Source organism: cyanobacterium endosymbiont of Epithemia clementina EcSB, from assembly GCF_029919255.1.
Taxonomy (GTDB): domain Bacteria; phylum Cyanobacteriota; class Cyanobacteriia; order Cyanobacteriales; family Microcystaceae; genus Rippkaea.
In genome coordinates this window covers 356,847-370,284 of the sequence record NZ_CP123991.1, presented here as the reverse complement: position 1 = coordinate 370,284, position 13,438 = coordinate 356,847, and the positions used below count along the sequence as shown (strand labels likewise).

At 35.8% G+C, this 13,438-nt stretch carries 6 protein-coding genes and 1 pseudogene; 3 read left to right on the top strand and 4 right to left on the bottom strand.

What is annotated here, in order from left to right; genetic code table 11:
- Window positions 1-218: 218 nt before the first annotated feature.
- Entirely contained in the window at window positions 219-2,861 is a 2,643-nt protein-coding gene (locus tag P3F56_RS01205; protein WP_281152955.1) for a chloride channel protein, read from the bottom strand.
- A 2,202-nt stretch (window positions 2,862-5,063) separates the two neighbouring features.
- Complete coding sequence (locus P3F56_RS01200) at window positions 5,064-5,261, bottom strand: hypothetical protein (RefSeq protein WP_281152954.1); 198 nt, start codon at window positions 5,259-5,261, stop codon at window positions 5,064-5,066.
- Between the two features lie 321 nt (window positions 5,262-5,582).
- Between P3F56_RS01200 and P3F56_RS01195 the strand changes: the two genes are divergently transcribed.
- On the top strand, window positions 5,583-6,392 hold the full coding sequence (locus P3F56_RS01195) for an inositol monophosphatase family protein (RefSeq protein ID WP_281152953.1): 810 nt from the start codon (window positions 5,583-5,585) through the stop codon (window positions 6,390-6,392).
- A 33-nt stretch (window positions 6,393-6,425) separates the two neighbouring features.
- A complete protein-coding gene (locus P3F56_RS01190) occupies window positions 6,426-7,274 on the top strand; it encodes an alpha/beta fold hydrolase (protein WP_281152952.1) in 849 nt (282 codons plus the stop codon).
- Between the two features lie 20 nt (window positions 7,275-7,294).
- Here the strand turns inward: P3F56_RS01190 and P3F56_RS10370 are convergent.
- A pseudogene (locus P3F56_RS10370) lies at window positions 7,295-8,717 on the bottom strand (alanine/glycine:cation symporter family protein).
- Window positions 8,718-8,839: 122 nt separating this feature from the next.
- A complete protein-coding gene (locus P3F56_RS01175) occupies window positions 8,840-10,528 on the bottom strand; it encodes a TolC family protein (protein ID WP_281152950.1) in 1,689 nt (562 codons plus the stop codon).
- 1,440 nt (window positions 10,529-11,968) lie between these two features.
- On the opposite strand from P3F56_RS01175, the gene dusB reads away from it, so the two are divergent.
- Window positions 11,969-12,976 (top strand): tRNA dihydrouridine synthase DusB, encoded by a 1,008-nt coding sequence (dusB, locus tag P3F56_RS01170; protein WP_281152949.1) that lies wholly within the window; start codon window positions 11,969-11,971, stop codon window positions 12,974-12,976.
- Window positions 12,977-13,438: the final 462 nt, after the last annotated feature.

Sequence of the window (13,438 nt, the reverse complement as noted above, 5' to 3'; positions counted from 1 at the left end):
CCATTTTTTTTAGAGAGACCCGAGAGTCTATTTTCTTTTGATTAATGACAATTTTAGATAGACTCAAGCTAAGTAATCCTAGTAAGGGAGGAACTTTATAGCCCATCGAGCGTTAGGTCCTCCAGCAATAAGAATTAACCAGATGGAAGAATCTAACTTGCATGAATTTAAGGCAGATTCTCCCTAGATTTTTGTTTTTTTCTCACAGTGGACCAGTCTTATAATGCATCTCGAACTAAAATAACGGTGCTGTGGACTTGCCGAGCGATTGTTTTGGGAAGATTACCATGTATCACCTGTTCTAACAGACCCTCACGACTGACCCCTAACATTACTACATCACAGGTTTCGGCTGTTGCCAAATGAACCACCGCATCAGCCACCGACTGGGAACGAATAGGTAAGGGAATGACAAGGCGATCAAGAGTTCGTTTTAATTCTTGAGCAGTTTGCTCTAAAGCTTGGTAGTCAGGAAAACTACCATCGGGGGAGAATACCTTACATAACCAAATAATTGGCGATCGTGAACGATTATATAACCCAGTCAGTCCAGGGAGCAACTCCATAGCCCGTCGAGCATTAGGTCCTCCAGCGATAGGAATTAACCAAGTAGCATCCTTATCTAAATTATAAGGATAAACATCATGGTGATTACCCAATTTGACTAAAACTAACTGACAAGGGGCTTTACGAATCAAAAAATCTACTACATGGCCAAAAACTGCTCCAGGAGTCCGAGTGTCTTCGGTCCATTCCAAGATCATCAAATTAATATGACGATCACGGATTGTTTCTAAAATAGCTTGGGCGATATCATGGGCAACCCGAATTTGGGTGTGAACGGGAAGATGCTGATGCCGCCCTAATCTTTCCAGGTGTTGGAGTAATTGGCGATAGGGTTGGCTTGTCAGGGAAGTTTGGGCGGGATTACTGTGTTTTGGAACTTTAATTATCTGTAAACATTCTAATTCTGATTGTTTCTGAGTTGCGATTGCCGCTCCAATTTGAAACAAAGCCGTTGCACTATCCAGGTTAGCCAAAGGTAATAAAATACGTCCCTCTCCAATAGCTGGAGCACGGGTTTGATAGACAACATAGGAAGGTTCTCGCAAGGACTCATTTCCTTGAGCATCATGACCTTCAAGTTTATTAGCCTCTACACGAATAATATCAGTACGAGTAATGATTCCTACTAATTTTGTCCCTTCTGTTACCGGAATACGAGATAATCGATGTCGGTTGAGTATATAGAGAACATCACTTAGGAAGGCATTAGCTGGAACTGTAATCGGGCGTGGGGTCATAAAATCTTTAAGACATGTGTCTGGTGAATATTGAGCCGAGTTGGCTAAATCAGTTTGAGTAACAATTCCTACTAATTTGCCCTTCTCCATCACTGGAAAGCCGCGATGACTAGATATAGACATCGCTTGAAAAACTTCTTCAAGGGTTAAATGACTAGGTAAACTTTCCACCTTGGACTGCATAACATCGGCTGCAGTAAATTGAGACAAAAAATCTTGCGCCGTTTCTGCTTCATTAAGGTAAATTCCCTTAGTCTTAAGCATATCTTCGTATAAAGATCCTCGTGATACACTCTCAGCTACTACGTAAGAAACTGCACAAGTCACCATTAAAGGAAGAACAATATTAAAATCTGTATTTAATTCAAAGACAATAACAATAGCTGTTACCGGAACCCGAACTACTGCAGTAAAAAAGCCCCCCATTCCTGCCAGGGCATAGGTAGATTCGGCCCCCGTCCCTGTCAGAAACTCTTCAAAATCTCCCACTAAATAGCCTAGGGCTGATCCCAAGACTAAAGCGGGGGCAAAAAGTCCCCCCGGAGCATTGGAACTATAGGCTAGTATAGTTAAGAAAAAATGAGCAACGAAGGCCAAAAGAATTTTGTCGCCACTCAATTCACCCGTAACTAAAAAAGCTCTTAATCCTGCATTATCTTGAAAAAAAGGAGGTAAAATGGCAACAACAACCCCAGAAACCATTCCAACTAATCCAATTCGCCAAGGTAAAGGTAAATTAAGACGATTCTGCACTGTCAGACTAAACAGTAGTCCCCGTTTAAAAAGTGAGCCTAATATCCCAGCTAAAATTCCCAACAATAGGTAAAAAGGAATTTCAGAAGCTGAAAAACTAATATTAGGTAGATTTAAAAGGGAAGACGAAAATGATAGAGATGCTGACTGAAGGATCAAAGAGACAACAGCCCCCACAAATGAAGCAACAATGGCAGTTTGTAGAGTTAGACTAGAAACATCGCACATCAACTCTTCAACCACAAACAGAACTCCAGCAATCGGAGTACTAAATCCAGCAGCTAATCCGGCAGCAGCTCCGGCAGCAATCATTTGTCGTCGATGTTCAGGAGAGGTGGGAACCCAACTGCTCAATTGTGCCGCTAAAGCTGCTCCAATATGGACTGTAGGAGCACGACGACCCAGGGTTAACCCAGCCCCTAAGACCATGATTGTACCAATTAATTTGACTAGAACAACCCGTAGAGATAATGGGACAGGATAGCGTGCCAACGAGGCTTTAACTTGGGCAATACCACCTCCTGCAGCAGTAAGAGAAAATTGTTCGATCAACCATCCCGATCCCAATCCTAAAATTAAACCTCCAAGGGGGAGGACCCAGATTGCCCCAAATTGATTGGCTAAACTAACTCGCCATCCTCCCAACCAACCAACTCCTACTTTAAGAATAAGAGCGGCTAAAGCTGAAAGAAATCCAATTAAACAGGCTTGTAATAAGGCATAGCGAGGATCTGTAGTACTGAGCCCAAAGTTACTAGAAGTGAGCCACTGGTAGAGGCGTTTGGGATACAAATGAGGCTGCATGCTTCACTAGATTGAGGCTAAGTGTATTTATCATAGAGGATTATTAGAGCTTTAGCTAATAATCCTCTATATCTCTTTAATACTTGAAGAATTTGACGGTGAAATGATGGTACTTTCGTAAAATATTTTTTGATTTTTATAAGCTGTAAAATGTTACTCGATAGACCTTATTCTGTTAGTCAATATTTCCCTGAACAATTACTTTTTATGAAATTCTAATTTATACTTTTCTCAAAAAAAATATGGAACTATCGCTATTTTTTTAACCAAATATAAAATTAAATAATCACTTTTTAATTTTATATTTATTCATTTTAAATATAATCCTTATATTAATATTTTTTTGCTATTTTTTTTAAAAAACTTTTATTGCAAATAGAATTTAATATAAAAATATTTATTTAATCAATTAAGAGTTTTTTTGTGTTTATACTGATGTTTAAAAGATATTTAGGAGTAAGTAGAATTAGATTGTCTTAATTGGAATAAGTAAAAACAAAATAATCTAGATGATATCCAGCAGACTCTTAGGTTAAATTACCTATATTTTCAAAAAAATGGTAGTTATTGCTTGATTTCTTTAAAAATTAGTCGGATAAATTTCCAATCAAATACTTTCTTTCAAAAAGGTTAATTCAAATAAGTTATACTCCACAGATATTCCCACTAAGGTCATAGAAACTAATATTAATACTAATGAATTAATTTTATAACTAGCAGAGTATTTTTAAGTCAGTTATAGTTTTATCGATTATCTCCTTGGATATTATGAAATGACAAAAAGTATAGAACTATTTCTTCATGAATGGGACAAATTCTTTTTACCTTTAATGGAAGCAGAATAACTTAAACATTGTAAAACAATTGCTATAATAAAATTACTATACTACTCTACAAGAACTAAGTACTCACTCGAACGGCAAAATAAATGTTAAAGTTAGTATTATTAGTATGTGTAATTTTGTCCAGAAACTTAAACCTAATTCAAAAACAAACACTTTATACCTTGGCAGCTTACAAGGATATGGTTTAAACTCTGAGACGGGAGTATTTAACGATATTTAGACAACTCAAACTTTCATCCTTAATTCTAGTTGATGAAACCAGAGTTGAGCTAGCTATGACTTATCAGTATTCCAGGGCAACTAAAAGGAAACGAGATTATGGAAAATATCCCAATAATCAAGAAATAAATATTACTTTAATTGGAACGCTTGCTACATCGTTTTTTTGTCTCTTTTACTTTTAGAAAAAATACAAATAAAGAAAAATTATTGACAATAGGATAAAAGTTTTATTTTATAAATAAAGTTAAAATTCTATATTATTTTGGATATTCTATTGACTTATAAATATCGAATATATCAAAATTAAATTTGATTTAGGCACGATCAAAAAAACTGTTATTTTAAAATTTAAATAATCTTTGTAAAATCAAAAATATTGAAATTATAGATATATCAGTCTAGCTATTGATAAAGTTATTTATTTAGTCGTTAATAACGATATATTATGCTAATTTGCTCATTACTTTTATTAAAAACTACCAAAACCAAAATCGCTATTGAATAAAAAAGTAGTTTGAAGAAGTCGATTATTAGATGGTGGCCTAATGAAAAATTCGGCTGACGTAATTATAAGGACAAGTGTGATCAAAGTTGACTCTCGACTAAGAATTAACTCCATAACGGAAAAAAGTATAAACATTATCTGTAAAATACAAGAGTATAGCAACTTAAAGAGATCCTAGGTTAGGTGAAGCCATCAGAAAATACAATTTTAAAAAATTTCTAGATAGATTATTCAAGTAGGACAAAGATAGCGGAATTATCTTAAAAACTTAAGACAGATAACCTGAGCGAAAAAAGATGTTAAATACATTTAAAATCTCTCAAAAAATAATTTGATCATTTATTGATAACTAATATTTATCTAAGTCTATAAAAAAATTATAGATGGGAAAAAAAAGTAAGTGCGAGAATTGATTCATACCTTCAATAAAAAAAGCTAAAAAGCAGGTTAGGGAATGCTGCATATTTCCTAATATAATGACTCGACAAATAGAAGGCAATTCCAGATAAGAGTGTCCTAGTTGTAGTTCTCATACTTATAAGAAAAAGCTCAGTGGAAAAACCTATAGATATCAGTTCTCCGAACACATTGAGCCAAAAGTATTGTCAACACGAGATTAACAGCAGAGTGTCAACGCCCTAATTTTTGTGTTTGAGCAACAAAACCGGCATTAATGTAGCGAACATAATTATCAATACGATCTTTTTGGCCAACTCGACCAGGATTTTTAAAAATATCCGTTAATCCCACCCCCAAAATCATAACGACTAGAGAAAGAAGAATATAATTACGGATAATGGCAGCTTTGTTAGTTGAGGTTGATAACATTTTCTTATCTCACTAATCTCTTAAAGTTTCATCTATGACGCAGATTTTATAAGCGGTATCGGCCCCAAAAGTCTTGATAATTTTGAGTTCAAATGAATTTAAATTCTTTGCCTTGTCCTTATATAGAAGAAATATCTAAAAAGATCTGAATCGCCAACTAGCATAACACTTTTGTCAAAATCCTATCCGAGGACAACTCATTAAATTTTTCTAACTTTGATCTTGGAGAACAAGAAATAAAAAAACTTGCTTTATCGAGTTATGTTCCTATATCTTTTAAGGGTGAGATCCTATTGTTACTCTCTCATCCTTCAGTTGAACATGGAACAATTTTGGCACGATATCTTAACTTTTTGTCGAACGACAACGCAAAAACTAGGACATCATTTAGTAGCTGATGTAGGTCGAATATCCCCGACACAGAAGGACGATGGTTCTTTAGTTACCAAAGCTGATTATTGGGTTGATCAAACCATTCGGATGGCGATTGCTGCTAAATTTCCTGAACATGGAGTTCTTACTGAAGAAACCAGCCATATCTTCCCTGAAACAGACTGGTGTTGGATCGTTGACCCAATTGATGGAACTACTAACTTCACGCGAGGTATCCCAATTTGGGGCATTTCTCTGGGATTGTTGTATCGAGGAACCCCTGTGTTTGGCTTTGTTTATTTTCCCCAACTTCAGCAATCTTTTCATGGATACTGGTATGGGGAAACTGGAATAACTGGACCTAAAGGGTCTTATTTAAACGGGGTAAAAATTTACACTGGTTCCGACCAGCCTAGTAAAAGTCATCTTTTCAATTTGTGTACCCGTAGTATTAAAATTCTTAGACAACCTTTTCCGTGTAAAATTCGTATGATTGGAGTCGCTAGTTATAACATTTCATTAGTGGCTTGTGGAGCAGCATTAGGGGGGGTAGAGGCAACTCCCAAAATTTGGGATATTGCGGCGGTTTGGGCTATTCTCAAAGGTGCAGGTGGAGTTTTTGTATCTTTGAATGATGATCCCATTTTTCCACTTAAAATTGGTCAGGATTATGGGAAAAAACCTTTTCCTTGTTTAGTGACTAGTCAACCTGAACTAGTTTCTTTTTTTAAGCCCATCGTGCAGTGTATCGTATCCTAAATTTTGATCTAATAACTCTGTTTATAGTAAAAAATGTTTGTTCGTAAAACTGTAAATTTATCAGATATTTGTCTATCTTATTTAGAGTGGAAACGAGGAAACCCCCCACTTTTACTGTTACATGGTTTGGCTGACCATAGCTTAGTTTGGTCAAGTTTAGGAGACTATTTATCGATGGATTATCATATTGTCGCGCCTGATTTACGCGGTCATGGTGATAGCAGTAAACCTCAAAGTGGCTATAAAATTGCTGACTATATTAATGATTTAGAAAAGTTGATGAACTATTTAGGATGGACTGCGGCTAATATTTTATCTCATTCTTGGTCCGCTAAATTAGCTGTTATTTGGGCGACAGAAAATCCTAAAAAGTTCAAGAGTTTAATGTTAATTGATCCTTTTTTTATTTATCGAATGCCATCCATTCTAAAAGTAACTTTTCCGATATTATATAAATTTTTACCTTTCCTCAAAGCGATGGGACCTTTTGAGAGTTATGAGAAAGCTGAAATCTTAGCTCGAAGTTTAAAACAATATCAGGGATGGACTCCTTTACAACAAAAAGTTTTTCAACTAGGAATAGAAGAAAAAGACGAGGGGAAGTGGGGCAGTAAATTTGTAGTACAGGCCCGCAACGAAATTTTTGAAGATGTAATAAAATGTGCAGGGTTGACTGAATCTATTGAGATTCCTACATTGTTTATTAAACCCAAAAAAGGACTTAACAGAACTTCATGGCAAATTAAGCATTATCAAACTTATTTAAATAACTTAAATGTAAAAGAAGTCCCGGGAAATCATTGGGCCTTTTTAGTGGAACCAGAACCTTTTAATCAAGCGATTAAAGCATTTTTACTAGACGAGCAACGAAGTATAGCGTAAATATTTTCTCTTGATAAAAATTATCTACCTTTAATCTCTTTAAACTTCAACTTTTGCCAAAATTTTTTTAAATTTTCGGCCACTTGTTCCGATAATAAAATACAACCTAAAATATTAGCAATAGCTAAGGTAAATAACATCATATAACCAAAATTTACTATAGCTTCTAGATTAATAATAGATCCCAGAAAGATAAAAATTAGAAACATAATTTTGAAGATATGACGACTAGATTCTCCGAAAACATAGGCTCAACATCTTTCTCCGTAATAACACCAAGTGATCATAGTTGAAAAGGCAAACAAACTCATAACTCCAGCTAAAACAAAAGGGAGCCAATTAATGACTTGACCAAAAGCTAGCGCAACTAGAGCTGAACCACTAATGGTTACTCCCACTACATCGCTATAAATTCCTGTCGTTATGATGACCAATGCCGTTAAATTACAGATGATTACCGTATCAACAAACGGCTCTAAGATAGAAATAATTCCTTCTTGAATAGGTTCTTGAGTCTTGGCAACCGAATGGGCGATCGTCGCTGAGCCCATTCCAGCCCCATTAGAAAAGGCACTGCGTCGGACCCTTTGAACCAAAACTCCTACTAGTCCCCCTCAATAGCCTGAGGAGAAAAAGCCTCTTGGATCATAAAAATGCCCTGGGAATCACTGCAAAATTTGCTTTTAAAACCCACAAACAGCTAAAAATGTAAACTACAACCATTACTGGGACTAACTTACTAGTGACAATGCTAATACGGCTAACACCGCCAACAATCACTAATCCCACCAAAAACGCCAAACTCAGACTATAAGCCCAATTATATGATTGTAACCGTGGAATGATGGTGACTAATACTGCAAACGATTGATTAGACTGGAACATATTCCCTGCGCCCATAGCTGACCCAATTCCAGCAACCCCATAAATGATTGCTAAAACCTTACCCAATTGAGCTTGACCTAATGTATTTAACCCGTCACGCAAATAATACATCGGTCCACCAACTACCGTGCCATCAGGATAAAAAATGCGATATTTAAGCCCTAGGGTACATTCGATGAATTTAGTTGACATTCCCAAAATTGCCGTTATAGTCATCCAAAATACTGCCCCTGGCCCTCCGAGTTGAATCGCAATGGCCACCCCAGGAATATTTCCTAGTCCTACACTCGCAGATAGAGCAGTAGCCAAAGCTTGAAAGGAAGTTAGTTCTCCTTTTGAGTTCTCTTGAAGGCAATCATATCGACCTAGGGCGATATCAACAGCGTGTTTAAACCCCCGAATATTAATAAATCCCGTTCGTAGAGTACAAAAAATTCCCCCGACCAACACCCAGAGAACAATTAGGGGAACTCCTCCAAGCTCAAGGAAAAGTATCTGTTCGATAATATAAACAAAACGAGAAAAGAATTGATCAACTAGATCAAAAAAATGATTCACAATTTCAAGAATTAATTTTTCTGTGAAAGAGCCTAACTTAATGTAGATACAAATGAAGTGTAGAGACACGTAAATTGTTCCTACAACGTTTCAAGCAACAGAAAACAGGGAATTGCCTGGGATCAACGTGTCTTAAACAACCCATTGTCAGGTAAATTACTAACTGAGCGTTGTAAAGCATTGAGAGATTGATTGTAGCCAATAACTGCCTGTAGAAAACGCCCCCGTGCATCTGTGAGATCTCGTTGGGCATCAATGACATCAGTTTGAGTTCCAACCCCAGCCTGAAATCGTAGTCGAGCTAGTCTGAGAGCCTCTGTAAAAATTTCAACGTTCTTGCGGGTACTGGTGATATTTTCCCGATTTGCAATAAGGTTATAATAAGCTTCTTCTACCTCAAGACGAATGGCATTACGTTGTTTAGCAAAGTTGGTATTGGCTAAATTTATATTCTGTTCAGCTCGTCTGGCTCCGGCAAAGGCTCTCCCCCCATCAAAAATTCGCCAGCGAACCCGTGCTTCAAATGTCCAGTCCATGAGAATAGGAACGCCATCGTCTAAGTTATCCCGTGCATCATATTCTGCGAGAAAACTAATTTGAGGTCTAATTTCTGACAGAGCAATGTCACGATCTTGTTGACTAATTTCTCGTTGTACTAATTGTTGTTCTAACTCAGCACGATTTTTATAGGCACGGACAATTGTTTCATCAAGGGTCATTGCCCAAGTCCCTGCTTCGGATATCTCGTCTACTGCTGTTAATTGAACGTGCTGTCCGACACTCAAAAATTCAGCTAAACTACGTCTTGCCGTTCGCTGTTCGGCGATTGCACGAGTTAACCCTTGATTAGCCGTAGCTAAGTCTCCTTCGGCCCGCAAAACATCAAATCGTGTTCCCAATCCTGCTTGTTCTAATAATCGAGCATCCCGTAAACTTTGATTTGCATCTTCTACCGCCGCTTGGGCAATGGCAACCTGAGCGTCGGCATTTTGTAACCGATAATAACGATCAGTGGATTCAAAGCGGGTTTGTTCAGAAATTCGCTCTACTTCTAGCTCTTGGTTACGGACTTCTCTTTGAGCCCGTGTAATTTGAGCTGACCGTTCACCCCCACTGTAAATAATGTAATTAAGGGTTGCTAAAGCGCGAAGATCCGTAAAAGTTTCAGCACTGGTTTCTTCAGGAATTAAATTTCCGAGTTGATTCGTACCACCACCGAATACCCGATCATTTCTAAACCTTACAGCACTAGCTCCAATGTCTATTGTAGGAAACAAGTCAGCTTGTTCGACTTTTAAACGAGCCTGACGCTCTTCTAGTTTGATACGAGAGGCTTGAAGTTCTCTATTGTTATGCAAAGCCAGGGAAATAGCTTGGTCTAAGGTAATTGGCTGACTAATAGCGGTCTCCACCTCTGAGGGTTTGGTGGGAAATAATAAGGGGTTGCCACCGGGGTTAAGTTTTTTTGGTAGCAGGTTTTTCAAGATAGCTGGAGAGCGATTAATGGCGTTGGAGACATTTAACGAGTCTATTGGTTCAACACTAACCTGAGTAGAAAATTTCCTGATGGTTGATGATGTTTGTTTTGAAATGGATTGTTTCATCTGCTTGATATCTGCCATATGGAGGTTCGCTTTCTTTACCCAGACTCGCCTATTGGGGGATAACAAAGAAGTTCCTTGAGAGGTTCCCGAAGTTCCATCGTGAGTTTTTACAGAAGATGACGGTACTTGTGTCGCCACCGATACTTTCCAGATTAAGGCTAGAAAAATACCTGCACTCATACTCACACACAAACGTAAAACAAACATAGGATTTATCGAAAATTTGAGTAGGACCGATGATGATTCTCTCAGCTAAATTACACTAAGAGAATCATCATGTTTTTTTGATCTTGACTCTTTAGCTATATAAGTTACATTATTTTCAATAGAAGAGAAAATCGTCCGAGGGCGAAGAAAATCTCTTATTACTGTTCCAGAGTAGTCTAACAAAAATGTCGGCAGGAGTTTTCAACCTAAGTTGAGTATCACGATTTATTGTTGGTTAAATGGACAGTGAGTTCAATCACAAATAAGTCCGCCGAGGATCCTGCCCAATGGTTGCCATTGTGTCACAAGCAGTGTATTGAAACGCACGAACTCCCCTAAAAAATATTTGGTTGTGTTGATTGAATAATTTGTGTCGCCTTTGGCAGGACTAATTGTTCTAAGTTCTCGGGTCAAAGTGTGGATGGGTTATAGCTTCATCCAGGAAATACCCAAAGTAGATTAAATTGGGAATGACTTGTAAATTAGCGGTAATAACACGATTTTTTTCATTATTCTTGAACACTTTCAGGTTTTCCTTGTCTAACGATAATGGTGTGAGACCTAATTGAGGAAGTACGGTGATTAGAAAATCATAGGTGAACCCCTAAGAAATTTAAGTTTGCTTCCCCAAGCATATTATCCAATATAATTCCTATGTTATAAATAACCTAGGATTATCTTTCCCGATTAGAGTTAAAGAAAATTTTTAAACCTGTTAGTGTACCTAAAAAATTACGATTAATGTTCCTGGAGCAACAATCAAACCTAAGCCAATATTAAGCTTCTTAATTACTTGACTAAAGTTAATCTCAACGAGATAGAAATCAATGGCATTGAGAGCAAGTGTTGGATAAAGTGTTTAAGAAAAAAATTAAATAGAATTTCTTGATGATCTTGAGTACAGGCTAATCAAAATCTCCTCGCAGGTGTGTTTAGACACTACCACGCAGAAAGCTAAGACAGTAGCAATTGCTGCATTAAAAGTATTTATTTCTAATTTTTAAAAAACTTATCAGACTCAATAATTTTGTAATATTTAGCCGCAATTACCCTACTAGGTTTTTGACAAATTTAAGATGTTTATTGATTGATAATAGATTTTTTTATTTTAAATAAATTAAAATTTATTGAGATTTACTAGATATGAATTATCTTCAATAATATTTAAGACAAAGATATGTTCAATAAAATAATATACAAGATATATCTACAATTATTATTTACGAGCCTCCTAAACTAGCTATAACAATTTTATAATAAACAGAACTGAAAAGTATTACTTTATGAGGTATTCAAAATTATAGTGACTTAATTAATCTCAAAACTATTATCGTAACTATACTATGTAATTTCAAGATAACAGTTTTGATAGTTATAAACTACTCATTTATTATACTCAGCCTAAAATGGTGTTATTGTTGAAACTTATTCAAGTATCAAATGTTGTCTAATTATCTTAAACAAAAATTATCATCTCCTTTGAAAATTGGATCATTGAAAGTAAAAAGTCGCGTATTTCAGTCTCCCCTATCTGGAGTTACAGATTTAGTATTTCGTCGTTTAGTTAGACGATATGCGCCTCAATCTATGATGTATACTGAGATGATTAATGCTACAGAAATTCATTATTTAAAACAACTTCCAAAACTGATGGAAATTGATAAGGATGAACAGCCAATTAGTATTCAATTATTTGACTCTCGTCCTGATTTTATAGCGGAAGCCGCTCAAAAATCTGTGCAAGAAGGAGCTCAAACTATTGATATAAATATGGGTTGTCCCGTAAATAAAATCACTAAAAAAGGGGGAGGATCTTCTCTACTTCGTCAACCAGATATTGCTCAAGCAATTGTAGAAAAAGTAGTGAAATCTGTTGAAGTCCCTGTTACTATTAAAACTCGCATTGGCTGGAGTGATCAAGAAATTAACATCCTTGATTTTGCAAAAAGGATGGAAGATTCAGGGGCAGCAATGATTACCATTCATGGTAGGACTCGTGCTCAAGGATATAATGGAAAAGCAAAATGGGAATGGATTACTAAAGTCAAAAAAATATTAGGTATTCCTGTTATTGCTAATGGGGATATTTTTTCAGTGGAATCAGCTATTAAGTGTTTGGAAATTACGGGAGCAGATGGAGTGATGTGTTCACGAGGAACATTAGGTTATCCTTTTCTCGTCGGAGAAATTGATTACTTTTTACGAACAGGAATTATGAAAATTTCTCCGACTCCAAAACAACGGCTGGAATGTGCAAAAGAACATCTTAATAATCTATGGGAATATAAGGGACGACGAGGAATTTATCAATCACGAAAGCATCTAGCTTGGTATTGTAAGGCATTTCCAGGAGCACCTGAGTTGCGCGATCTAGTCTCTCGTATTGAAACTATTGATCAGGGTAATCAATTATTAGATAAAGCTATTGAATTTTTCAATAAAAATTAACTTAATTTAGTATTGTTAATTATATTTAAATCTAATTAAATAGAGGGTAGGTACAATTTATGTAAGTTATTTAAGTATTTATGTGGTTTCATTTTTTTACTTTTCAGTGGTAATCTTTTATGTTCATGAAACCTGTAAGTATTTATCTTACTATTTAAGGCTGTATTTTTTGGTCTAAAAGTAAGTAATTAACAATAAAAATACTATTAACCAATAGTATTAAAAATTAAATTACATAAGTTATTTTATGAACTAAAGTTTAAATTTAAGATTTAATGAAATTAATATTTTATCTATTGATAAAGATGAATGAATTCTCATGAATTTACGTATATTACTAAATATAGTATGAAAAAATTATCTTTAGATGATGAGTATCCAATGATAGAGAATAACTTGTTTTGTGATACAAAACAGAGTCTAAAGATTGCTATTTTTGATTTGTGGTTAAGATATATCGAT